We start from the raw sequence: 22,673 nt of genomic DNA on the forward strand, positions 1-22,673 counted from the left end.
GGGAGGAAGGTATGACGAGTTCGATATTGAAGTGTGGGGTGCTGGTCGGTTTGGTCGCAGTGGTTGGATGCGCTGAAGAAAAGTCGAATACGTTCAAGTTAGTGGGGGAATTGCCGCCTGACTTTGCATATGAGGCGGTTGCGCACTATGAGCCGGAGCCCGGGACAAAGTGCGAAGTAACCGATTGGCGTAGAACCATGCCGTCGTTCAATAGGCCTTGGCCTAAAGAATACAACCCGACGTCGATCATTGAGATTCGAAAAGCGATCAAGGACTGCCGGATAATTGTTAGTCATATAGAAATCAGAATTATGGCGACTTACCGAGGCGCTTTTTACCAAGAGGCCGAAGACAGGGCTGATGTTGGGATTTATACCGAGCTTGACGACAAATACAAACGTGTCATGAATGCTGAGGATGGAGATACATTCTACGGTGAGTGTCAGTGGGTATTTCGCACCAAGGGGTCGGATCGCGTTATTGCAAAGTTTCTAGATTGCAAAAAGGACAATGAGCGTGGTGAGCGTTCTGTTGGAAGCCCCTTCGGTGCTTATTTGGTTGATCAATTGCCAGGAAAAACGATCAGGATGAATATACGGCTTGCCGATGAGGAGCGCCCGTATATAAAGATGGCATGGGAAAAATTCCCAAATGGCTGGAAGCGCTGTTTGGGCGATGGACCGCATGATGTTGATGGGTTTTGCGATGACAATCCAGGTAAGTTTAGTAATTTTAAAATGCCAGATGGGCGAATCTGCAATATCTACCCAGGCTGTGAAGTCGCGAACTGAAAAGCTCGGCTAACCCTGGGTGATTCATTAAAGGAAAGTTATGAAAAGAAGAATATCGAAATATTTGTTGATGATTGGCTTGATTGCAGTGGCTGGATGCGCTGAAGAAAAGCCGAATACGTTCAAGCTTGTGGGTGAATTACCGCCTGACTTTGGATATGAGGCGGTTGCGCTCTATGAACCGGAGCCCGGGGCAAAGTGCGAAGTGACCGATTGGCGTAGAACCATGCCGTCGTTCAATAGGAATTGGCCTAAAGAGTACAGCCCGACGTCGAACATTGAGATTCGAAAAATGATCAAGGGCTGCCGGATGATTGTTAGACATATAAAAATCAAAATAATGGCGACTTATGGGAACGCATTTCATCAGAGGTCAGAGGATAGGGCGAATATTGGTGTTTATACAGAGCTGGATGAAAAGTATCGGCGCGTCATGAATGCCGAAGATGGAGATACGTTCTACGGTGAATGCCAGTGGCGCTTTCGCACCATGGGGCCAGATCGTAATCTTAGAAAATTGCTAAATTGCAAAAAAGATAATGAGCGCGGCGAACTTTTTGTTGGGAGCCCCTTCGGTGCCTATTTGGTTGATCAATTGCCAGGAAAAACGATCAGAATGAATATTAGGCTCTCGGAAAATGAGCGTCCTTCTGGAGGAGACACCTGGGTTGAGTTTCCAACTGGCTGGAAACGGTGTCTAGGGAAGGGGGTTGATGATATGTATGGTTTTTGTCGGGGCAATACAACTGATTTCATTGATTTCAAGATGCCGGATGGACGCATCTGCAGCATTTATCCAAACTGTGGTGAGTAACCAATGATAAGTCGAGACGAATTCATAAAAGAGATAAACCATCCAGTGAATGGCCTCATGTTGATCTGCCCAAGTCGTGATGGATCAACAAGTTTTCAGTTGGTCGATGAATTTGGAAGTGGGGTTAGTTATGCGGGGGCTTTCTATGAAGTAATTGATATTGAAGGGGTTGTGTACAACGGCTCACTAAATGCAGAGGGCAAAGGAGAAGTCTCAAGTCATTATGCTGGCCCGGTATGCTTGCGATTCAAAACAAATTATGCAGGTAGCAACGACTACTACTCATCGTTGCAAAAACGCGACAATTATCCATTGATGATTACGGATCTTCAGGTTCGTGCAGAACAGACTCGCTATGTGAACCACGACAGCACTCGAACGACCTCCAACCCGGCAGGCGAGCATGCGGACTATTTCCTTTAAGTAGAAGTTCGGGAGCTTGTCCGTCATGGCTGCCACCTTCCTCCGCTATCAGCACGGTCCTTCCCACCCGCCGAGGGGCTGCGGCGAATCATGGGCAAGCACTGCGAGTGGGGCGTGGCGCTCATGCCCGGCAAGCATACTGTGCTGGAGGTCCGCCCGCTTCGAGCGTTCCGGCCCGTGCTATCAATGGACCCTCAGTTCTGCGCGCTGAATCTTTATCAGTTGGCCTTGATGGCCACGCTCAGCTACAACCCGTTCGGCCAGGAACCACCGGGCCATCCCGTGCTGGCCGCTTCGGTCAGCTTTCCCCATGCCCCCACTGTCGGAAACTGGTTTGGCGAGGCGCTGGCCTGTGGCCAGGAGATCTGGCGCGTTGATTCGTCTCAGCGCAAAGAATACTTCCCACTGTACGAGGATGTGCCCTACTCCCAGCGATGGGAAATCGCGCCATTCGATCCTGATCTCTATGAGAAGAACAGTCCCGACTTGGGTGAAGAGCAGGAGAACCCGGCCTCTATTCATTTCCTGGACGACAGGAAGGAGCTAGACGCTACGGACACGCAGGCCTTTATTACCCACAACGCCGATGTGATGATCATCGCCATTCGCGGCACCAGCGAGATGATCCCCGACCTGCTTCGTGATGTTGATGCCCGGCAGGTGCCGTTCGAAGAGGGCAGCGGCATGGTTCATCGGGGCTTTTACCTGGCGGCGAAGCGAGCAATGCAGTTCGTCACAAGCTACCTGGACAAGTTCTACCAGTCACAGCAACTCATCATCTGTGGCCACAGCCTTGGCGGTGCGATCGCCTTGCTGCTGGCGCAGATGCTGCGCGTATCCGACAGCCGCTACCCCCTGCAGCTCTACACCTACGGCGCCCCGCGCGCTGGTGACGCCACCTTCACCCGCAGCGCCGCCGACCTGCTGCACCACCGCATCGTCAGCAACGACGACCTCATCCCCAACCTGCCGCTGCCGTGGATGAACACCCGCTACGAGGTGATCGCCCAAGGCGCCATCCTGGCGCAGGTCAACTTCCCGCTGGGGGTGAAGAAAATGCACTCAGGCCTGGTGAACCAGGACGGCGAGCCCTACCAGCACCATGGTGACCTGCGCCACTTCATGCCGATCGAGCTCAGTGGCCAGGAGGCGTCGGCCATCCTCTGGAGCCCGGGCTGCACCACCATCACCGCGCAAGCTGCCTGCAACCATTACCTGAGGCAGGTGGACAACCTGCCCGAGTACCGCTCGTTCAGCCTCAACGATCATTACATGGTCACCAGCTATGTCCCGGCCTGCTGGGCCATGCTGCGCCGCCACCAGCAGGCGCTGGCCAACCGCACGCCGGCGGTGACTGTGCGGGAACTGGAAGTGGTGGAGGATGCACTGGAGGAGATCGGCAAGCAGTTGCGCGAGCGCCGTACCCGACTGGTGCGGGGCGACTTCTACCCGCGTGCTCATGAGGCTAGCCTGCCGCTGATCGAGCAGGAGCTGGAGCGCCTGCAGGCCACCCGCGAGAGGCTGGCCAGCCTGCGCCGCGCCCCAGTCAGTGAGGCCGACGTCTACGGCACCCTCGCCGGCCAACCGCAACTGGCCGAAGCCTTGGCCCGTTGGCAGGCCCAGGTCGCCAACACCCGGGTCGAGCCATTGGCCATGGCGCCGGCGGAGCGTGCCTCCAGGGTGCCGCCCATCAAGGTGGTCACCTTCGATGAGCTGTTCGCCAGCCTCGACGACCCGCTGGACCTTATATAAGAAAAGGGCCCGGAGCGTGCGCTCGGGCCCTTGAAAGGTTTGATACTCGCCATTCCCAACCCCGCCCTGACTCAGTACACTTGAGACAAATTCTTATTTGCACCTAATAATCCTTTTAGGAGGCGTGATGTCCACCGTTGTTGCCGACGTCGCTGCGCAGAGGGGGCTGGAAACGCTGTACCGCGAACACAGCAGTTGGCTCCACGGCTGGCTGCGCCAGCGGTTGAACAGTTCCGCCGATGCCGCTGACCTGGCCCAGGACACCTTCATCCGGGTACTGCTGGCACGCACTGCGGGCACCCTCAACCAGCCACGTCACTACCTGGCGACGATCGCCCGGGGCCTGGTCATCGATCTGTATCGGCGGCGCAGCCTGGAAAACGCCTACCTCGAAGCCTTGGCATTGCAGCCGGAATGCTACGCGCCCTCAGCCGAAGCCCGGGCCGCCATCCTCGATAGCCTGATGGCCATCGATCGCATGCTCGATGGCCTCGGCCCGCGCACGCGGGCGATCTTTCTCGCCGTGCAACTGGACGGCCTCAGCTACGACAAGGCCGCCGCACGGCTCGGCGTTTCGGTAAGCACCGTGCGCAAGCACCTGGCGCGTGGGTTGATGCATTGCTTGCTGATCGAGGGTGCATGAAGGCCATTCTCGGCGAGGCCGTGGACTGGTACGTACGCTTGCACGACAGCCATGTGGATGATGCCACCCGGGCCGCGTGGCAAGCCTGGTGCGCCGCCGACCCTCGGCATGCCGAAGCCTGGGCGCGCCTGGAGCAGCTGCAGTGCCGCCTGGGCAACGCCCCCAGCGGTGCCGCGCAGGCGCTGGAAAGCGCACGGCGAGATCGCCGCAACGCAGTGAAGGCACTCGTGTTGTTGCTCGGTGCCGGGGTGGCGGGTTGGCAGGGCTATCGGGTATCGCCATGGAGCGCCGATTATTCGACACGCATCGGCGAGCGGCGGCACCTGACCCTGGCCGATGGCACGCGCCTGGACCTCAACAGCGGCAGCCGTGTCGACATCCGCTTCGATGCGGGCCGGCGCCTGATCCATCTGCGCCAGGGTGAAATCCTGGTGCAAACCGCCAAGGACCCGCGCCCACTCAGCGTGCGCACCGGCGAAGGCGACATCCTGGCCCTTGGTACCCGTTTCAGCGTGCGCCAGCACGCCGGCATGAGCCAGGTGGCGGTGGCCGCCCATGCCGTGGCAGTGCGCCCCAACCGCACAGGGCAGGTGGTGCGCCTCGATGCGGGATACCGCCTGAGCTTCAGCGCCGACACTGTCGGACCGCTGCACCCCCTGGCCCCCGATGCCCTGGCGTGGGTCCAGGGCATGCTGGTCAGCGTCGACTGGCGATTGGCCGATGTGGTTGATGAGCTGGCGCGCTATCGGCCCGGTTATCTCGGGTGCGCCGAGCGGGTCGCCGGGCTGCGCCTGTCCGGCGCGTTCAACCTCGATGACACCGACATCGCCCTGGCCAGCCTGGAGGATGCCTTGCCCATCCGCGCACGGCGCATGACGCGCTACTGGGTGCGTCTGGAGCCGCTCGAAATGGCTTGAGGCAGCATTGCCGCGAGCCTTCGAGGTGGCCATCAAGCCCCGTGCTTACTCATCCCCTAACCCCTGCCTCACAACTTTTGAGAATTTTTCGCATTTGGGGTAGCAGATTTTCGTCGTTGCTTCGGCTCATGAGGACGCGCGCATCAGGTGCGCCGAAACCAACCACAACAGGAACCCCACACCCATGTTCGTAAGCCGTACCTCGCTAGCCTGCAGTATTCGTCAGGCGACCATCGCGCTCAGCCTTTGCGGTGCCGCACTGGTGACCTCGACCGCCTGGGCCGCCCCGCAGCGCTACGATATCCCGGCCGGCAGCCTGGCCTCGGCGATCAGCCAGTTCGCCGCCGCCAGCGGCTTGACCATCAGCTTCAGCAGCGAAGAAACCAGCGGGTTGCAGTCATCCGGGCTGCAGGGCAGCTTCGAGCTGGAGCAGGGGTTTGCCACGTTGCTGCAGGGCACTGGCTTGCAGGTGCAGCAGGCGGGGGAGAAGCGTTATGTGCTGACCAAGGCACTCACTGGCGGTGCCGTTGAGCTGGGGGCCACCAGCATCGATGCCACGGGCTTGGGCAGTACCAGCGAAGGCACCGGCAGCTACACCACCGGCTCGGCCAGTACCGCCACCGGGCTGCGCCTTTCCGCGCGCGAGACGCCGCAGTCGGTCAGCGTGGTGACCCGCCAGCAGATCGAAGACCAGAACCTGACCGATATCGCCCAGGTGCTCGAACAGACCCCGGGCGTGGTGGTCGACAGCATGGGGCCGGCCGGTAGCGACGCCAACCATATCTATGTGCGTGGCTTCGAGGTCGGCAGCATCCAGGTCGACGGCATCAACCGCCCCGACACCTATGGCTTTCGCGACGACCTCGCCGACATGGTGTCGTACGACCGGGTGGAGGTGGTCCGCGGGGCCACCGGCCTGATGTCGGGAACCGGCGACCCCGGTGCCAGCATCAACCTGATTCGCAAAAAGCCGACACTGGACACCCAACGCAAGCTGACGCTCAAGGCCGGCTCCTGGGACAGCTACCGCACCGAGCTGGATGTGTCGGGCAAGTTGTCGGACAGTGGCCATGTACGTGGGCGGTTCGTGGCGTCGAGCACCGACAGCCAGAGCCATATCGACCGCCAGTCGCTGGAAAAACAGGTGGCCTACGGGGTGGTGGAGTGGGACGTCACCGACAGCACCCTGCTGACGGTGGGTGCGGAATACCAGGAGATGGACAACGACGGCGCCGGCAACCACGGCTTCCCGATGTACAACACCGATGGCAGTCACTTCAGCCCATCGCGCTCGTTCAACTCGGCCTCGGACTGGAGCTACCACAAGCGTCGCACCAAAACCCTGTTCAGCACCCTGGAGCATCAGCTGGACAACGGCTGGCAGCTCAAACTCAATGCCGAACACAGCCGCCGCAGCTTTGACGATGCCTTCGCCACCGCGGCCAGCGGCACCGTCAACCCCGATGGCAGCGGCGTCAGCACCTGGACCGGGCGCTGGGCGGGTGAGCCTCGGCAGACCTCGTTCGACCTCTCGGCCTCCGGCCCGTTCGAGCTGTTTGCCCGCGAGCACCAGTTGTACCTCGGGGCCAGCCACTACAAGGCCTATTCGCGCAACGACGGCTATCCGCTCTGGACCATCCAGCCCATCGACAACATCTTCACCTGGGACGGTTCGCTGGCGATTCCGAATGCCATCCACACCAAATCGTCGCAAGAAGCGCTGGATGAAACCCAGGACGGCCTGGTGGCGTCGGTGCGCTGGAGCCTGGCCGACGACCTGTCGCTGATTACCGGCGCGCGGGTGATCGACTGGAAACGCGATGAGGCCTCCACCACGCTGTCAACCGGCGAGACCCGCCGTACCTCGCGCAGTGAAACCGGCGTGGTCACGCCCTACGTGGGGCTTGTGTATGACTTCGCCGAGCATTGGTCGGCCTACGCCAGCTACACCACCATCTTCAAGCCGCAGAGCAGAGAGGATGTCGGCGGCAGCTACCTTGACCCGGAAGAGGGCGTTAACTACGAGCTGGGCATCAAGAGCGAGTTCTGGGACAAGCGCCTGACCACCGCCTTCAGCGTCTTCGAAGTGCGCCAGGACAACCTTGCCGTGGCTGACGGCAGCAACCTGGCGCCGGACGGCAACCAGGCCTACCGCGCCGAGTCCGGCACCAAGACCCGCGGTTTCGAGATGGAGATGGCGGGGGAGATCCTGCCCGACTGGCAAGTATCGGCCAGCTACACCTATGCCGAGATCAAGGACTCGGATAACGAGCGCCTGCTCACCGAAGTGCCGCGCGATACCCTCAAACTGTTCACCAGTTATCGCCTGCAGTCCCTGCCGCAGTTGAAAGTGGGCGGTGGCGTGCGATGGCAGGGTACGGAGTACTACAAAGGTGCCGGGCCCAACGACGAGACGTTCACCCAGGACCCGTACAGTGTGGTCGACTTGATGGCGCAATACGCGTTCACGCCCCAGACCAGCGTGTCGTTGAACCTGAACAACGTGTTTGACCAGAAGTATTACACCGCGATCGGTTCGCGCGGGTGGTATGGCACCCCGCGTAGCGCCACGGCCACGCTGGTGTACGCGTTCTGACCGCGATGCACTGCCTAGTGTGGTGTTTAACAAATAACGACCATAACTCGCGGCGCTTTTTGTGCTCATGCAGCGTTGTCGCTCCTCGCCGTAGCTGGGCTACGACTCGTCGCGACGCCTTGCCTGAGCGCAAAAATCACTCGCGAGTTATTGGTCGTATTTGCAAAACACCACACTAGGATGGCTCCCCTGCGGGGAGCCATGTCTTTGCTCACACCGCGTTGACGCCTTCCAACGTCGCAAAGGAGATATCCTTTGCCGTGAGCAGGAAATCGCTCATGTAAGGCATTTCGAGCATGTCGCTGCGCACCGCCGCGAACAGCATGGCCTGCAACCCGGTCTCGCCCAGGCGCTTGGCAATCACGTAGCCGCGAGAGCTGTACTCGTGCACCGCCCAGTTCGGCAGGCAGCAGACTCCCCGGCCGCTGGCCACCAGTTGCATCATCATCACGGTCATCTCGGCGGTGCGTACCTGGGCCGGTTCGAGGTCGGCCGGGTCGAAGAAACGGGTGAAGATGTCCAGGCGGTTGCGCTCGATCGGGTAGATGATCAGGGTCTGGCTGGCGATGTCGGCGGGTTGCAGGTACGGCTTTTCGCGCAGGGCATGATGCTTGTCGATGGCCAGCATGGCCTCGTACCCGAACAGCGGCACGTAGGTGATCCCCGGTAGGGTCACCGGATCGGAGGTCACCACCAGGTCGAGGTCCCCCCGTTGCAGGGCCGGCAGCGGCGCGAACGCCAACCCCGAGGCCAGGTCGAGTTCCACCTCCGGCCAGGCGCTGCGAAACTCGTCCAGCGAGGGCATCAGCCACTGGTAGCAGCTATGGCACTCGATGGCGATGTGCAGCCGGTCGGCAGCGCCGCCCGCCAGCTTGCTCAGGTTGCGTTCGGTGGTGCGGATCAGCGGCAGCACCTGGTCAGCCAGTTGCAGCAGCTTGAGGCCTGCGGTGGTGAAGCGCACCGGCTTGGACTTGCGCACGAACACCGGCATGCCGAGGCGATGCTCCAGCTCGCGGAACTGGTGCGACAGCGCCGACTGTGTCAGGTGCAGGCGCTCGGCGGCTTCGGGCAGGCTGTCTGTTTCGCGCAGGGCCTGGAGCGTGCGCAGGTGTCTCAAGTCGATCATGGGCAGAAGGCAAACACTCAAGCCACGCTGTGCGCGGCGAGGTTGCAATAGTGTCCTTTGAAATACAGCAAGGGTTGCGTGGCTGCCGTGTCTTGCACGTTCAAGGCTTTCACTTCGCCAACCACGATCAGGTGATCGCCGGCCACGTGTTCGGCATGAACCTCACAGTCGAGCCAGTGCAGGCAGCCGGCAATCAGCGGATTACCCAGCGGCGACGGCTGCCAGTGGACACCCTGCCACTTGTCCGCGCCTCGGCGGGCGAACGTGTTGGAAATCCCGACCTGTTCACCCGCCAGGATATTGACCGCGAAGCGACCTGCCTGGCGAATGCCGGGATAGCTGGCCGAGCTGGCCATTACGCTGAATGACACCAGCGGTGGGCTCATCGACACGCTGTAGAACGACTGGCAGGTGAAGCCGAGCGGTTCGCCATCGACAAGCGACGTGATCACCGTGATACCGGAGGCGAAGTGCCCGAGCGCTTGGCGAAAGTGCATTGGCTCGATGGCCGTGCTGGGAAGTGACATGGCAGGTCCTGAGGGTGGGGCTTCAAGCGTTCGTGAGCTCTTTGCGCACGATCTCTGCGCCAGCGCTCAAGGCGCGCAGCTTGCCGCTGGCTACCTGGCGGGGTAACGGCGCCATGCCACAGTTGGTGCACGGGTAGAGCTTGTCGGCATCCACGAACTGAAGCGCCTTGCGCAGGGTATTGGCGACTTCCTCGAGGGTCTCGACGGTGTGGCTCGCCACGTCGATGGCGCCGACCATCACCTTCTTGCCGCGGATGAGTTCAATCAGGTCCATGGGCACACGCGAGTTGTGGCACTCCAGCGAAATGATGTCGATGCTGGACGTTTGCAGCTTGGGGAAGGCTTCTTCATATTGCCGCCATTGCGACCCCAGGGTCTTTTTCCAGTCGGTGTTGGCCTTGATGCCGTAGCCATAGCAGATATGCACGGCCGTTTCGCACTTGAGGCCTTCGATGGCCCTTTCCAGGGTGGCCACCCCCCAGTCATTCACCTCGTCGAAGAACACGTTGAAGGCGGGCTCATCGAACTGGATGATGTCGACACCGGCAGCCTCAAGCTCCCGGGCTTCCTGGTTGAGGATCCTGGCAAACTCCCAGGCCAGTTTCTCGCGGCTCTTGTAGTGGCTGTCGTACAGCGTATCGATCATGGTCATGGGGCCAGGCAGCGCCCATTTGATGGGCTGCCGGGTTTGCTCGCGCAGGAACCTTGCGTCTTCGACGAATACCGGCTTTTGCCGCGCAACGGCGCCCACCACCGTCGGTACGCTGGCATCGTAGCGATCACGGATCCTGACGGTTTGACGCTTCTCGAAATCGACGCCGCTCAGGTGCTCGATGAAGGTCGTCACGAAGTGCTGGCGCGTCTGCTCGCCATCGCTGACGATGTCGATGCCAGCGTGTTGTTGCTCCTGCAATGCCAAGCGCAGGGCATCCTGCTTGCCTTCGAGCAATGCTTCATCCTGCAGTTTCCAGGGCGACCAGAGGGTCTCGGGTTGTGCCAGCCAGGAGGGTTTGGGCAGGCTGCCGGCGGTCGATGTGGGTAACAGTTTTTTCATGGGTGAAGACCTTGTGGTGGCAGGCGTCAGCAGGCGTAGTTGGCGGACCACTGCTCAAGCATTGCGCGGTAGGGTTCGATAAAGTGCGTCTCGGCGAATCGGCCCTGTTCAATGGCCAGCCGGCTACGCTCTTCGCGGTCATACACGATCCGCGTCAGCGAGTAGTCCTCATGCTTGAGGCTGGGCTGATAGGCCTTTCCGGCCGCGGAATTGGCGTTGTAGATTTCCGGGCGGTAGATTTTCTGGAAAGTATCCATCGTGCTGATGGTGCTGATCAGCTCAAGGTTGGTGTAGTCACTGAGCAAATCACCGGAAAAATAGAATGCCAGCGGTGCGGCACTGTTGGGCGGCATGAAGTAACGAACCTTCAAGCCCATCTTGTCGAAGTAATCATCCGTCAAGGAATGTTCATCTTGCTGATATTCAAAACCCAATACCGGGTGCTGATTGTCGGTTCGATGATAGGTCTTGCTGCTGGAAACACTCAGGCAGATAACCGGCGGCTTGGCGAAGTGTTGCTGATAGGTAGTTGAGTTGACGAAGCGTTTGAACAGCTTTCCGTGCAGTACGCCAAACTGGGCGGGGGTGCTGAATGCGGGTTGGCCTTTATTGTGTTCCAGCAGCAGGACGCTGAAGTCATAATCCCGTACATAGGAGGAGAAATTATTGCCCACCATGCCTGCGGTGCGCTCGCCGGTTTGACGATCGACAATGTCTGTTTTCAATATTTCAATGAGCGGCAGGGCGTTGCCGACGCTGTCACCCGCCATGCGCATTTCGACTGAAATGATTTCAAGCTCGATGCGGTAGCGATCACCATTGGGGTTGTCCCAATGCGCCAGGGCATTGAAGCGGTTATCAATCATCTTCAAGGTGTTGCGCAGATTCTGTTGACGGCTCGCACCCCGCGCCAGGTTGGCGAAGTTGGTGGTGATGCGCGTATTTTCGGCGGGGCGATAATCTTCATCGAAGCCAATGCGCTTGATGGAGAAATTGAAATCTGCATTCGTCATGATTGAGTGTTTCGCTCGACTTTGTATAGGCTCGCTAAGTGGTCGGCATTCTAGGGCGGCGTATTGATCGCATGGAACTGAATTGATTTCACAAAACCTTTAGTCACGCTCATGACGCAGGCGCAGCGCTGTGGCTGAAGCAGATACGATCTTGTGGGAGCGGATAACACTGGCCGTTGTCGGCCCACCAGGTTCGCTTTGTTTACTGACGGGCCCCGCCTTGAGCGCCCTTACACCCATCCCTTCAAGGTGTTCGCGTGAGGGTCGCCAAGTGTTCGGCGGGAGTCGTGCTGCGTTCTTGAGATCGAGCGCCTGTTTCGGGCCAATTATTCCTGTGAAGGTACAGCTGCCCGCCTTGGCGCATGTCTCAAGTCAGGCGGGGCGCCAGTGGTGCCCACCTCAAGACCGCGTCGTACCAACAAGGCGGACAGCGATGAACTTGCAGGAGTAACTGGCCCGAAACAGATGTGGGAGCTGGCTTGCCAGCGATGCGCCGCGCGGGCGGCGCTCGATCTAAAGAGCGCCACAAAGTTTTCGACAAGCGCCTGGTGGCCCTCATGCGATAGCGGTCAGGACCTTGAAAGGTATGGCCCTACACCGGCAGGCTCTGGTACGGCTGCTCCTCCCCCGGGCTACGGGCGAACTCGCGCTTGTACTCGCGGCTGAACTGCGAGGTGCTCTGGTAGCCGACCCGGTGCGCCGCCTGGGCCACGCCCAGGCCTTCGCCGATCAGCATCTGCTGGGCCTTGAGCAGGCGCAGGCGCTTGAGGTACTGCATCGGCGCCAGGTCGGTGCTGCGCTTGAAGTGCTCGTGGANGAGCGCCACAAAGTTTTCGACAAGCGCCTGGTGGCCCTCATGCGATAGCGGTCAGGACCTTGAAAGGTATGGCCCTACACCGGCAGGCTCTGGTACGGCTGCTCCTCCCCCGGGCTACGGGCGAACTCGCGCTTGTACTCGCGGCTGAACTGCGAGGTGCTCTGGTAGCCGACCCGGTGCGCCGCCTGGGCCACGCCCAGGCCTTCGCCGATCAGCATCTGCTGGGCCTTGAGCAGGCGCAGGCGCTTGAGGTACTGCATCGGCGCCAGGTCGGTGCTGCGCTTGAAGTGCTCGTGGAAGGTCGACACGCTCATGTTGGCGCGGCTGGCAAGTTCCTCCACGCTCAAGGCTTCGGCGTAGTGCTCGCGCAGGAAGGCCAGCGCGGCGCCGATACGGGCAAAATGCCCCTGCTGCTCGACCAGCGCCCGCAACACGCCGGCTTGTGGGCCACGCAAGGCGCAGTACAGCACCTCGCGCACCCGCGCCGGGCCCAGCACCTTGGCGTCCAACGGGTCCTGAAGGCACTGCAACAGCCGTTCGACGCTGTCGCGCATGGGCGCGTCCAGCGCCGCCGAGCTCATCGACTGCGGCGTCTGTACCTGCACCGCCGGGTCCGGCCCCAGGTTCATGTGCTGCACCAGTTCCCCCAGCATTGCCCGGTCGATATCCACCGAAACACCCAGCAGCGGCGCATCGGGGGTGGCGAAGGTCTCGCACATGAACGGCACCGACAGCGCCTGGATCAGGTAATGCCCGGCGCCATACTCCAGGGTGCGGGGCCCCAGGCGCGCCAGCTTGCTGCCCTGGGCGAGGATGATCAGGCTGGGCTCGTAGATCTGCGGGCTGCTGGCCACGTAGTGGTCCCACGTCAGCACCTTGACATGTGCCAGCGCGGTGGGCATGAAGCCGGGGCGCGTGGCGAGGCCGCGGATCAACGAACAGAGGGTGGCATTGGCATCCACGTGACGGGTGAGCTGCATGGTCAACCTGGGCAGAGAATCGGACAGTGGCATCTTCGCAGATTCGCTGGTCGGCGCCAGGTGCGTGGCGGCGATTCCGGAGAATCAGGCATGCATGCCGGAGGATCGGCGGTGGGCGAGGGCGGTTTCGGCGCAGAAAATACGCCGACTTAATCGTTTCACTTACCTGAGGTACCGTGCATGTACACCGCCATCGGCTACGCCGCCCAGTCTCCCACCAGCCCATTGGCCCCGATGACCTTCCAGCGCCGCAGCCCGCGTGCCGACGATGTCGCCATCGAGATCCTCTACTGTGGCGTGTGCCACTCCGATATCCACCAGGCGCGCAACGAATGGGGCATCGCCGTGTACCCGCTGATGCCGGGGCACGAGATCGTCGGCCGGGTCACCGCGGTGGGCGAGCGCGTCAGCCGCTATCAGGTCGGCGACCTGGTCGGTGTGGGTTGCATGGTCGACTCCTGCCGTCAGTGCGAGGCCTGTCGCCAGGATGTCGAGCAGTACTGCCTGCAAGGCCCGACCATGACCTACGCCACACCGGATCGCGTCGACGGCAGCAACACCATGGGGGGCTACGCCAACAGCATCGTGGTCAGCGAGCACTTCGTGCTGCGCATCCCGCAAGGCCTGGAGCTGGCCAGCGCGGCGCCGATCCTCTGCGCCGGCATCACCACCTATTCACCGCTCAAGCACCACGGTGTCGGCCCCGGCCACAAGGTCGGCGTGCTGGGCATGGGTGGCCTGGGCCACATGGGCATCAAGTTCGCCAAGGCCTTGGGCGCCGAAGTGACCTTGTTCACACGTTCCGAGAGCAAGGCCGAGGAAGCTCGCCGCCAGGGCGCCGATCATGTGATCGTATCCACCGACGCCGAGCAGATGCGCGCCGCTGCCGGGCGTTTCGACTTTCTGCTCGACACCATTCCGGTGCAGCATGACCTCAACCCGTACCTGGAAACCCTGGCGTTCGGTGGCGTGCACATCCTGGTTGGGCTGATCGAGCCGGTCGACCCGCCAGTGCATGCCGCGAACCTGGTGATGAAGCGCCGGGTGCTGGCCGGGTCGTTGATCGGCGGTATCGCCGAAACCCAGGAGGTGCTGGAGTTCTGTGCCGAGCACGGGATCAGCTGCGATATCGAGATGCTTGATATCCGCAATATCAACCAGGCGTATGAGCGGATGATCGTTGGGGATGTGAAGTATCGGTTTGTGATTGACATGGCGACATTGCAGGCCTGAAGGCATGCCTTGGGATCGCATGAGGGCGACCAGGTGCATGGCGATAGATGTGCAGCGCCCTCAAGATCGAGCGCCGCCCGCGCGGCGCATCGCTGGCAAGCCAGCTCCCACATCTGTTTCGGGCCAGTTTTTCCTGGTCCATCTCCACTGTCCGCCTTGTTNGTACGACGCGGTTTCTGCGTTGACGCTGATGCCGCACTACCAGACTTGAGACATGCACCAAGGCGGACAGTGGAGACCTCACAGGATAGATTGGCCCGAAACAAATGTGGGAGCTGGCTTGCCAGCGATGCGCCGCGCGGGCGGCGCTCGATCTTGAGGGCGCTGCAAAAACACCGGCGGGCATCTGTTTGGTTGTTACCCCCGGCCTTGATGCGTACCATGCCCGACATCCTTCCAATAACAACACGTGCGTCATCGGCCTTGAAGTCCGAGCATCGACGCGCGCCCTGTTGCCTTGCCCGCGGAGAAACACCCCTTCACATGAATGGCCCCGTCCCCACCTCAATGCCACCCACCGCCGGCACCGGCAGTTGGCTGAGCGTCATCGCCCTGGCGCTGGCGGCGTTCATCTTCAACACCACCGAGTTCGTCCCGGTGGCGCTGCTCAGCGACATCGGCCGCAGCTTCGACATGAGCACCGCCCAGGTCGGGCTGATGCTGACCATCTACGCCTGGGTGGTGGCGCTAGCCTCGCTGCCGATGATGCTGATGACCCGCAACATCGAACGGCGGCGCCTGCTGTTGCTGGTGTTCCTGGTGTTCATCGTCAGCCATGTGTTGTCGTGGCTGGCGCAGAGCTTTGCCATGCTGCTGGTCAGCCGTATCGGCATCGCCCTGGCCCACGCGGTGTTCTGGGCCATCACCGCGTCACTGGCGGTGCGTGTGGCGCCGCCGGGGCAGCAGGCCAAGGCGCTCGGGCTGCTGGCCACGGGCACTACCCTGGCGATGGTGCTGGGCATTCCGCTGGGGCGCGTGGTCGGCGAAGCACTGGGCTGGCGCGTGACCTTCCTGGGCATCGCCGGGGTGGCCCTGGCGACCATGCTCTGCCTGATGAAGTCGCTGCCGTTGCTGCCCAGCCAGAACTCGGGCTCGCTGCGCAGCCTGCCAATTCTGTTCAAGCGCCCGGCGCTGGTGATCACCTATGTGCTGGTGACGCTGGTGATCACCGCGCAGTTCACCGCCTACAGCTATATCGAACCGTTCGCCCTGCACGTGGCGCAGATTGGCGGCGAGCGCACCACGTTGCTGCTGTTGCTGTTCGGTGGCGCTGGCGTGTTCGGTTCGCTGCTGTTCAGCCGTTACAGCGAGCGATTCCCGCATGGCTTCCTGGTGGGATCGATCGGCGCGCTGGCGGCCTGCCTGCTGTTGCTGCTGCCGCTGTCGGGCAATTTCTACCTGTTCGCTGGCCTGAGCATGGTCTGGGGCGTGGCGATCCTGAGCTTCAGCCTGTCGCTGCAATCGAAGACCCTCAAGCTCGCCTCGGACGCCACCGATGTGGCCATGGCGCTGTTCTCGGGCATCTACAACATCGGCATCGGTGGTGGTGCGCTGTTGGGCAGTATCGTCAGCAGCCAGGCGGGTGTAGCGGACATCGGGATGGTGGGCGGTGGTGTGGCGGTGGCTGGGCTGTTGCTGGCGTTGGCCAGCACCCGGCGCTTCCAGGAGGCGCTGGGCCGGGGCTGATTGGGCCGCGATACCTGTGGGAGCCGGCTTGCCGGCGATGGGCTGCGCAGCTGCCCCAATACAGACAGTTTGGCGTTACAGCGTCAGCGCAGCCTCTTTCAGCCAGACCCGCGCGCCCTCAGCACCGGCCTTGACTTCAAGCGCCTGCCCCGCCGGCAGGCGCATCCAGCTGAGTGCCGGCAGGCAGCCGTCCACGCCGTGCAGTTGCCCCGCCAACACCAGCAGCTCCAGCCCACGGCCAGAGTCCCAGCGCAGATTGTCAGCGGGTTGCAACACGTCCACCCAAACCCGTTCATGGTCATTTTCGAACAACATCCCACCCTGCGCCGGCAACGGCATCACCAGTGCCTGGCGATCCTCTGGATGGAACTGGCGCAAGCGCACGAAGATCACACAGCCGTCGCTGGCGCCCGGGCTATGGGCGCTGCCCGGTGGATTGCGCACATAGGTGCCCGCCGGATAGTGCCCATGTTCATCTTCGAACACCCCCTCAAGCACGACGAACTCTTCACCGCCACCGTGCACATGGGCGCTGAAGTGGCTGCCCGGCGCATAGCGCACCAGCGAGGTCGCCCGTGCCTGCTCGCCACCGACCCGGTACAGCATGCGCCGCTCCACCCCAGGCAATGGGCTGGGCAGCCACGGCAGCTCGGCGCCGTGCACGATCACGCGTTGGCCAAGGTCGGCGTTCAAGCGCAGGTCTTGCATGGCGGCTCCGGTCAGCGCAGGAACGGGTTGCGCAGGCGCACCCAAACGATCGCCGGCAGGGCCATCAGCAACCATTTGAGGTAGCGGTTCACTTCGAACTGCTCACAGGCCACGCCGATGACGGTGCACACCACCACCACCGCGAGGAATTCGATCATCTTGTGCATCGGCTTTTCCACAATTGCCGCAAAGGAGGGCGCGCACTCTACCAGTTGAAGCGTCAGCATAGCGCCCTTGCAGTTCGCCGAAACACTTTCGCGCTTTACAGCCCAGGGTGTTCAGCTACCGTCCCGCCAGCAACATCAACCAAGGACGCCCCCATGCCCACTTACAAAGGCGGTTGCCTGTGTGGCCGTATCCGCTTCAGCGCCCGCGGCACGCCGCGCTTCCCCCACACCTGCTCCTGCCGTATGTGCCAGCGCCACTCCGGCAGCCTTACCCTGTGCTGGGTGGAGTTCGACAAGGTCGACGTTTTGTGGGTCGGGGAGGGCGGCGCGCCGAGCCTGTACCGCTCATCCGAAGGCTCCAGCCGCGCCTTTTGCCCGACCTGCGGCAGCTCGCTGGGGGCCATCGACGATGCGCCTACGATCGCCCTGCTGCTAGGGTGCTTTGATACCAAGGCGGCCATGGTACTGCGGCCGACCTCGCATTCATTCACCTCATCACGACCGCGCTGGTGGACGCCCAGCGTGTGCGCTGACACTCTGTGAGCGGGTTGCCCCGTCAACTCTTCATGGAAGAACACAATGCTCAAACGCAACAGCCTGGTCCCCGAACTGATCGTCAGCGACCTCGAGGCCAGCCTCGGTTTCTGGGTTTCACTGCTGGGTTTCCATATTGCGTATCAGCGCCCGGAACAGCGTTTCGCCTACCTGGACCTGCACGGGTCGCAGGTCATGCTCGAACAGCTCGACCCCGATGACAACTGGCTCACCGGCCCGCTGGAAAAGCCCCTGGGGCGGGGCATGCACCTGCAGATCGACGTGTTGGCGGTCGAGCCACTGATCGAGCGCCTTGAGCAGCATCGCTGGCCGCTGTTCAGGCCCTGCGAAGAGGTGTGGTACCGGGTGGGAGAGGCTGAAGTGGGGCTGCGCCAGTTCCTGGTGCAGGACCCTGACGGCTATTTGCTGCGGCTGGCGCAGCCGCTGGGTGAAAGGCCCGTTCAAGCGACATCATGCTGACCCCTTGAGTGACTGGGGCCGCCTTGCGGCCCTTCGCGGGCAAGCCCGCTCCCACAGGTACAGCGCATGATTCAAGCAATGCGAGAATTCTGTGGGAGCGGCGGTGCGCCGATGCGACTTGCCCGCGAAGGGCTGCAAGGCAGCCCCAATAGACGCGATGCCAGTGCCTGGATTGCCGAGGTTGTGTGGCCTGCAGCCAGCCCATTAAAGGCGCTATTCTTGCTCCATGACCAACCAACCTCCACTACGCCACCCATGCCCCCCGGGCGCCTGCGACTGCGGCCGCGAGCAACTGCTCGACGGCTCGGTCGAGGGCCGGCGTATCCTGCTGCTCACCCGCGAGGAAGAAAAGCGCCTGGTCGAGCGCCTGGAAAACCTCCAGGACCTCGATCACCTGCATCGTCTGCAAGTGCTCATGTACCAGAACCTCGGCCTGCGCGTGCACATCGCCCCCGGCTACAACGAGGTGCGCACCATGCGCGGCATCGTCATCGAGCTGGAGGCGCTGCCCGGCCTGTGCCGCAAGACCCGCCAGGCGATCCCCGCCGCGATCCGTCGCGGCCTGGAGCGTAACCCCGAGGTGGCCTACCGCCTGCTCGATGCCCACGACCTGCTGGGTGGTGCCTGACCCTCAGCGCATCGCCGCAAGCTTGATGCCAAACCCAACCAGGCAGGCGCCGGCCAGGCGCTCGAGCACATTGCTGATGCGTGGGCTGGCGCGCATGCGTTCGGCCAGGTGGTGGGTGAGCAGCACGGCGATCAAACCGTACAGCAAGGTCAGCGCCGCCACCGTCACTGCCATGAAGGCGAAGGTGATCACGCCCTGGTGACGTACCGGGTCGATGAACAGCGGGAAGAACGCCATGTAGAACATGATCGCCTTGGGGTTGAGCAGGGTGATCATCATGGTCTGGCGCAGGTAGCGGCCGTTGCTCATGCCACTGTCGCGCGGCGCCGCGCCGGGCTTGCTCAGCACCATGCGCAAACCCAGCCAGGCAAGGTAGGCGGCGCCGGCCCACTGCACCACATGGAAGGCCGCAGGGTAAGCGGCCAGCAGGGTAGCCACGCCGGCCACCGCCAGCCACATCAGCACCTGGTCGCCGAGGATCACCCCGAAGGTGGCGGCCAGCCCGCCCTTGATGCCGCCCTTGCCGGTGGCGGTGATCAGGGCGAAGTTGCCGGGCCCGGGGATCGCCAGGAGGATGAGGAACGCGATCACGAAAGCGCCGTAGTCGGTCACGCCGAGCATGGTGAGGTCTCCTGGTGGGGGTGGAACAGGATATATGCCACCGTGGCCCATCACTGGCAAGCCATCTCTGTGCATCCATGCAGGTGGCCGCCAGGGCGGTGGGAGCAACTGTCTTGCTCAGCTGTTCTGTAGGAGCGGCCTTGTGTCGCGAAAGGGGTGCGCAGCGCCCCCAGGATCTCGAGTACGCCCAAGTTCGCCGGGGCCGCTCTGCGGCCCTTTCGCGACACAAGGCCGCTCCTACGGGGGGCGTGCTACCCGGTGGAAGCCGGCTTGCCGGCGATGAGGCCAGGGCAGGCATTACAAGACAGTCGCTGCCACAGCCTTGGCACTAATTTTCCAGCACCGCGCTTCGTTCCCTAGGAAGCCGCCCTGCGCCTTCGACGCGTTCGGCCCTCATCATTCAAGGAGACAGGCAATGACTTCCGTTTTCGACCGCGACGACATCCAGTTCCAGGTAGTGGTCAACCACGAAGAGCAGTATTCCATCTGGCCTGAATACAAGGCGATCCCCAACGGCTGGCGCGCTGCCGGCAAGAGCGGCCTGAAGAAGGAGTGCCTGGCCTGGATCGACGAAGTGTGGACCGACATGCGCCCGCTGAGCCTGCGTCAGCAGATGGCCGCAGCCGCCGCCCAGTGACTGCCGTCAACCTGCTGTGCCTGCCGTACTCCGGTGCCAGCGCCATGGTCTACAGCCGCTGGCGGCGCAAGCTGCCGGCCTGGCTGCAGGTGCGCCCGGTCGAGCTGCCCGGGCGTGGTGCGCGCATGGGCGAGGAACCGCTCACCGACCTGCAGGCGCTGGCCCGGCAACTGGCCGGCGAACAGCGCCTGGCGGCGGGCACGCCCTATGCGTTGTTCGGCCATAGCCTGGGGGCGCTGGTGGCTTTCGAGCTGGCCCACGAGTTGCAAGCGTTGGGCTGTCCGGCACCCCTGGCACTGTTCGCCAGCGGCACCGCCGCGCCGACTCGGCGCGAGGACTACGACGGCGCCAACTGGCGTGAACCCAGAAGCGATGCCGCGCTGATCGATGAGCTGCGTCGGCTCGGTGGCACCCCGGAAGCGGTGCTGGGCAATGCCGAGCTGATGAGCCTCACCCTGCCGGTGGTGCGCGCCGACTTCCTGCTGTGTGGCCGCTACGCCTACCGCCAGCGTCCGCCGTTGCAGTGCCCGCTGCATGTGCTAGGTGGCGACACGGACCGCGCCAACGATGAGCAGTTGCAGGCCTGGCGCCGGGAATCGCGGGGTGAGTTCACGCTGAACATGTTCCCTGGCGGACACTTCTTCCTGCACGAGCACGAAGACCGGGTGCTGGCCTTGCTCGGCGAAGCCCTGGAGCCCCGTCGGCTGTTCGCCTGATTGACATAGGCCCTTGCCTGGGGGAGGCTAGCGCTTTTCCCACAGGCAAGGGGTTGCCAATGCTGATCGATGCAACACGGGCCACGCTGCTGGTGGTCGATATCCAGGAAAAGCTCATCGGCGCCATGAGCGACCCGGCAGGCACCGAGGCGCGCGCCCGCTGGTTGCTGGCAGCCACCACTGACCTGGAACTGCCCACGGTGATCTCCGAGCAGTACCCCAAAGGCCTTGGCCACACCCTGGCATCGCTCAAGGCCGCCGCACCGAACGCCGACATCGTCGAGAAAAACCACTTCTCCTGCGTGGCCGCCGAGTGCCTGCCGGCCAGCCTGTTGCAGCGTGAGCAGGTGATCGTCTGCGGCATGGAAACCCACGTTTGCGTGCTGCAAACCGTGCTCGGCCTGCTTGGGCTGGGCAAGCAGGTGTTCGTCGTCGAGGACGCCTGTGACAGCCGCACCGCAGCCAGCAAGGCGGCGGGCCTGGCGCGCATGCGTGCTGCCGGGGCACAGATCGTCACCCGCGAGATGGTGCTGTTCGAGCTGATGGGCAGTGCCAGCCACCCGCTGTTTCGCCATATCAGCAAGACCTACCTGGTCGGTGAGCAGCCCTGAACGGCCGGCTGCTGGCCGCAGGCCTGCTGTGCCTGGGCCTGCTGCAGGGTTGCGCCGGGCGCCGCGAGGAAGCGCCCGAAGCGGACCCGGCCAAGGTCCGCGCCCAGCTGCTGCGCCTGCTGCCGGCGCAGGTCAAGGACCGCCAGGGCTGGGCCGAGGATATCCAGGTGGCGTTCCAGGCCCAGGGCATCGCGCCGAGCAAGGGCAACCTGTGCGCCGTGCTGGCGGTGACCGAGCAGGAATCGACCTTCAACGCCGACCCACAGGTGCCCAACCTGGGCCATATCGCCCGCGAAGAAATCGACCGCCGCGCGGCGCGCCTGCATATCCCCAGGCTGCTGGTCGATGGTGCGCTGCAAACACCGTCGAGCAACGGCAAGACCTACCAGCAGCGGCTGCTCGCGGTGCGCAGCGAAAAACAGCTCAGCGCTCTGTATGACGAGGTGATTGGCCGCCTGCCCCTCGGGCGGACCCTGCTCGACGGCCTCAACCCGGTGCACACCGGTGGGCCGATGCAGGTCAGCATCGATTTCGCCGAGCAGCATGCCAAAGGCTACCCCTACACGTATCAAGGCACGATTCGCCAGGAAGTGTTCAGCCGGCGCGGTGGCATGTACTTCGGCATCGCCCACCTGCTGGGTTACCCCACCCACTACGAGCGCCCGCTGTACCGCTTCGCCGACTTCAACGCCGGCTGGTACGCCAGCCGCAACGCGGCGTTCCAGGCGGCCTTGGGCCGCGCCGCGGTCGTCACCCTGGCGCTGGACGGCGACCTGATCGCCCCGGGTGCGATCCTGCCTGGCAAGACCGAACAGGCGGCGCGCAAGCTGGGGCCGACGCTCGGGCTGCGCAACCCGCAGATCCGCGCACAGCTGGAGCAGGAGGGCAGCCTCGATCTGGAGGACACCGACCTCTACCAAGGTGTGTTCAAGCTGGCCGAAGCGAAGGCGGGCCAGGCCCTGCCACGGGCGGTGCTGCCGGGCATCGAGCTGAAGAGCCCGAAGATCACCCGCAAGCTGACCACAGCCTGGTTCGCCGGCCGGGTGGATGAGCGTTATCAGCGCTGCATGAAGCGCTGAACGCCCCCCGATTGAGGGCCCCTCAATCGGGGTATTCCCCCCGTTTTACCGTAAGCGCTTATCCAACCAGCTGAAAATTAAAGGTATTTTTACTGGCACGCGGCTTGCTCACCTCCTTCG

24 protein-coding genes and 1 pseudogene are annotated in these 22,673 nt (G+C 62.6%); 16 read left to right on the top strand and 9 right to left on the bottom strand.

Annotated elements, in window-relative coordinates:
- Positions 1–11 precede the first annotated feature (11 nt).
- The 7 genes from IX761_RS18100 (at position 12) to IX761_RS18125 (ending at position 7,936) form a co-directional block, all read left to right on the top strand.
- The gene (locus IX761_RS18100; RefSeq protein ID WP_194790936.1) at positions 12–791 is read left to right on the top strand and encodes a hypothetical protein; all 780 of its coding nucleotides are present in this window, start codon (positions 12–14) and stop codon (positions 789–791) included.
- Positions 792–831: 40 nt separating this feature from the next.
- Positions 832–1,605: a hypothetical protein gene (locus IX761_RS18105; protein WP_194790937.1), complete on the top strand. Its 774-nt coding sequence runs from the start codon at positions 832–834 to the stop codon at positions 1,603–1,605.
- 3 nt (positions 1,606–1,608) lie between these two features.
- Entirely contained in the window at positions 1,609–2,028 is a 420-nt protein-coding gene (locus tag IX761_RS27185; protein WP_228533688.1) for a hypothetical protein, read from the top strand.
- 186 nt (positions 2,029–2,214) lie between these two features.
- The gene (locus tag IX761_RS18110; RefSeq protein ID WP_228533690.1) at positions 2,215–3,780 is read left to right on the top strand and encodes a lipase family protein; all 1,566 of its coding nucleotides are present in this window, start codon (positions 2,215–2,217) and stop codon (positions 3,778–3,780) included.
- Between the two features lie 127 nt (positions 3,781–3,907).
- Positions 3,908–4,423 (top strand): sigma-70 family RNA polymerase sigma factor, encoded by a 516-nt coding sequence (locus tag IX761_RS18115; RefSeq protein WP_194790938.1) that lies wholly within the window; start codon positions 3,908–3,910, stop codon positions 4,421–4,423.
- Positions 4,420–5,340 (top strand): FecR domain-containing protein, encoded by a 921-nt coding sequence (locus IX761_RS18120; protein WP_194790939.1) that lies wholly within the window; start codon positions 4,420–4,422, stop codon positions 5,338–5,340. Before IX761_RS18115 ends, IX761_RS18120 begins: the two co-directional genes overlap by 4 nt.
- A 184-nt stretch (positions 5,341–5,524) precedes the next feature.
- Complete coding sequence (locus IX761_RS18125) at positions 5,525–7,936, top strand: TonB-dependent siderophore receptor (protein WP_194790940.1); 2,412 nt, start codon at positions 5,525–5,527, stop codon at positions 7,934–7,936.
- A 211-nt stretch (positions 7,937–8,147) separates the two neighbouring features.
- Here the strand turns inward: IX761_RS18125 and IX761_RS18130 are convergent, their stop codons facing one another.
- From IX761_RS18130 to IX761_RS18155, 6 genes and pseudogenes are all read right to left on the bottom strand, one after another.
- On the bottom strand, positions 8,148–9,062 hold the full coding sequence (locus IX761_RS18130) for a LysR family transcriptional regulator (protein WP_194790941.1): 915 nt from the start codon (positions 9,060–9,062) through the stop codon (positions 8,148–8,150).
- Between the two features lie 17 nt (positions 9,063–9,079).
- Positions 9,080–9,589 carry a flavin reductase family protein gene (locus IX761_RS18135; protein ID WP_194790942.1) on the bottom strand — a complete coding sequence of 170 codons (510 nt, stop codon included), beginning with the start codon at positions 9,587–9,589 and terminating at the stop codon, positions 9,080–9,082.
- 22 nt (positions 9,590–9,611) lie between these two features.
- Positions 9,612–10,643 (bottom strand): methionine synthase, encoded by a 1,032-nt coding sequence (locus IX761_RS18140; protein ID WP_194790943.1) that lies wholly within the window; start codon positions 10,641–10,643, stop codon positions 9,612–9,614.
- A 26-nt stretch (positions 10,644–10,669) separates the two neighbouring features.
- Positions 10,670–11,656, bottom strand: coding sequence for a DUF1852 domain-containing protein (locus tag IX761_RS18145; RefSeq protein WP_194790944.1), 987 nt, complete (start codon positions 11,654–11,656; stop codon positions 10,670–10,672).
- 592 nt (positions 11,657–12,248) lie between these two features.
- Positions 12,249–12,470, bottom strand: a pseudogene (locus IX761_RS18150) (helix-turn-helix domain-containing protein); the annotation flags it as partial.
- A 77-nt stretch (positions 12,471–12,547) separates the two neighbouring features.
- Positions 12,548–13,453, bottom strand: coding sequence for an AraC family transcriptional regulator (locus tag IX761_RS18155; RefSeq protein ID WP_194790945.1), 906 nt, complete (start codon positions 13,451–13,453; stop codon positions 12,548–12,550).
- Positions 13,454–13,633: 180 nt separating this feature from the next.
- Here IX761_RS18155 and IX761_RS18160 point away from each other — a divergent pair, with 180 nt between their 5' ends.
- Both IX761_RS18160 and IX761_RS18165 read left to right on the top strand, forming a co-directional pair.
- A complete protein-coding gene (locus IX761_RS18160; protein WP_194790946.1) occupies positions 13,634–14,686 on the top strand; it encodes an NAD(P)-dependent alcohol dehydrogenase in 1,053 nt (350 codons plus the stop codon).
- A gap of 483 nt (positions 14,687–15,169) precedes the next feature.
- Positions 15,170–16,372 carry a sugar transporter gene (locus tag IX761_RS18165; protein WP_194790947.1) on the top strand — a complete coding sequence of 401 codons (1,203 nt, stop codon included), beginning with the start codon at positions 15,170–15,172 and terminating at the stop codon, positions 16,370–16,372.
- Positions 16,373–16,447: 75 nt separating this feature from the next.
- Here IX761_RS18165 and IX761_RS18170 read toward each other — a convergent pair whose 3' ends face one another.
- Positions 16,448–17,080 carry a cupin domain-containing protein gene (locus IX761_RS18170; protein WP_228533691.1) on the bottom strand — a complete coding sequence of 211 codons (633 nt, stop codon included), beginning with the start codon at positions 17,078–17,080 and terminating at the stop codon, positions 16,448–16,450.
- Positions 17,081–17,091: 11 nt separating this feature from the next.
- Positions 17,092–17,247, bottom strand: a complete 156-nt coding sequence (locus IX761_RS18175) for a hypothetical protein (protein WP_194790948.1) — start codon at positions 17,245–17,247, stop codon at positions 17,092–17,094.
- A 153-nt stretch (positions 17,248–17,400) separates the two neighbouring features.
- On the opposite strand from IX761_RS18175, the gene IX761_RS18180 reads away from it, so the two are divergent.
- The 3 genes from IX761_RS18180 to IX761_RS18190 all read left to right on the top strand — a co-directional run bounded on the left by IX761_RS18180 (position 17,401) and on the right by IX761_RS18190 (position 18,889).
- On the top strand, positions 17,401–17,790 hold the full coding sequence (locus tag IX761_RS18180) for a GFA family protein (protein WP_194790949.1): 390 nt from the start codon (positions 17,401–17,403) through the stop codon (positions 17,788–17,790).
- A 36-nt stretch (positions 17,791–17,826) separates the two neighbouring features.
- Complete coding sequence (locus tag IX761_RS18185) at positions 17,827–18,261, top strand: bleomycin resistance protein (protein ID WP_194790950.1); 435 nt, start codon at positions 17,827–17,829, stop codon at positions 18,259–18,261.
- Between the two features lie 226 nt (positions 18,262–18,487).
- Positions 18,488–18,889 (top strand): hypothetical protein, encoded by a 402-nt coding sequence (locus IX761_RS18190; RefSeq protein WP_194790951.1) that lies wholly within the window; start codon positions 18,488–18,490, stop codon positions 18,887–18,889.
- A gap of 3 nt (positions 18,890–18,892) precedes the next feature.
- On the opposite strand, the gene IX761_RS18195 is transcribed toward IX761_RS18190, so the two are convergent.
- Positions 18,893–19,510 (bottom strand): LysE family transporter, encoded by a 618-nt coding sequence (locus IX761_RS18195; protein ID WP_194790952.1) that lies wholly within the window; start codon positions 19,508–19,510, stop codon positions 18,893–18,895.
- 415 nt (positions 19,511–19,925) lie between these two features.
- Here IX761_RS18195 and IX761_RS18200 point away from each other — a divergent pair, with 415 nt between their 5' ends.
- From IX761_RS18200 to IX761_RS18215, 4 genes are read left to right on the top strand one after another with little or no spacing between them, the layout of a single operon-like run.
- Complete coding sequence (locus IX761_RS18200) at positions 19,926–20,147, top strand: MbtH family protein (RefSeq protein WP_194790953.1); 222 nt, start codon at positions 19,926–19,928, stop codon at positions 20,145–20,147.
- Entirely contained in the window at positions 20,144–20,863 is a 720-nt protein-coding gene (locus tag IX761_RS18205) for a thioesterase II family protein (protein ID WP_194790954.1), read from the top strand. The genes IX761_RS18200 and IX761_RS18205 overlap by 4 nt, the downstream gene beginning before the upstream one ends.
- A gap of 59 nt (positions 20,864–20,922) precedes the next feature.
- The gene (locus IX761_RS18210; protein ID WP_194790955.1) at positions 20,923–21,474 is read left to right on the top strand and encodes a hydrolase; all 552 of its coding nucleotides are present in this window, start codon (positions 20,923–20,925) and stop codon (positions 21,472–21,474) included.
- The gene (locus IX761_RS18215) at positions 21,471–22,553 is read left to right on the top strand and encodes a DUF1615 domain-containing protein (protein WP_323744583.1); all 1,083 of its coding nucleotides are present in this window, start codon (positions 21,471–21,473) and stop codon (positions 22,551–22,553) included. Before IX761_RS18210 ends, IX761_RS18215 begins: the two co-directional genes overlap by 4 nt.
- Positions 22,554–22,673: the final 120 nt, after the last annotated feature.

The sequence above is a fragment of the Pseudomonas sp. UFMG81 genome (assembly GCF_015354575.1).
Taxonomy (GTDB): domain Bacteria; phylum Pseudomonadota; class Gammaproteobacteria; order Pseudomonadales; family Pseudomonadaceae; genus Aquipseudomonas.